Genomic DNA, 816 nt, shown 5'->3' with positions numbered 1-816 from the left:
CGATGTGGCGCTGGCGGTCGCGCTGGGTGGAGACTGCCTGGCCGATGTGGGGATGTTGCGGGCCGAGCCCGCGGTGTTCGGGCCGGTGGCCTCCGATCCGACGGTGTCCCGGCTGATCGACACCCTGGCTGCCGGCGGCAACCGCGCGCTGGCCGCGATCCGTGCGGCCCGCGCGGCCGTGCGGGAGCACGTCTGGCAGGTGGCCGGTGACGCGGCGCCGGACGCGGCCGGGCAGGTGGTCGTGGACCTGGACGGGGTGCTGGTGATCGCGCATTCCGAGAAGCAGGACGCGAGGCCGACCTGGAAGAAGACTTACGGGCACCACCCGTTGATGGGGTTCGTCGACCACGGCCGGGACGGGTCCGGTGAGCCGGTGGCCGGGCTGCTGCGGCCGGGGAACGCGGGCTCCAACACCGCCGCCGACCACATCACCGCTACCAAACTGGCCCTGGCCCAGCTACCGAAGACCTATCGGCGCGGACGGCAGACGCTGATCCGCACCGACTCCGGCGGGGGCACCCACGAGTTCCTCGACTGGCTGTCCGCCCGCGGCCGGTGGCTGTCCTACTCGGTCGGCATGACCATCACCGAGCAGATTCACCAGGCCGTCTTGAAGGCCCCGGCATCGGCCTGGACGCCGGCCGTCGAACCCGCCGGCGAGATCCGCGACGGCGCCTGGATCGCCGAACTCGACGGCGACTGCCTCAAGGGCTGGCCGACAGGGATACGACTGATCGTCCGCAAGGAACGGCCACACCCCGGAGCCCAGTTGCGAATCACCGACGCCGACGGCATGCGCCTGACGGCCTTCGCCAC

General features: G+C 71.9%; 1 protein-coding gene. It reads left to right on the top strand.

What is annotated here, in order from left to right:
- Nucleotides 1-816, top strand: an 816-nt coding sequence (locus AC3ET4_RS30880) for an IS1380 family transposase (protein WP_431955288.1), incomplete at both ends; no start/stop codon positions are given.

It is taken from the genome of Actinacidiphila sp. bgisy167 (assembly GCF_057707665.1).
The sequence above is the reverse complement of the archived record's forward strand: the minus strand, read 5'-3'. Positions and strand labels throughout refer to the sequence as shown.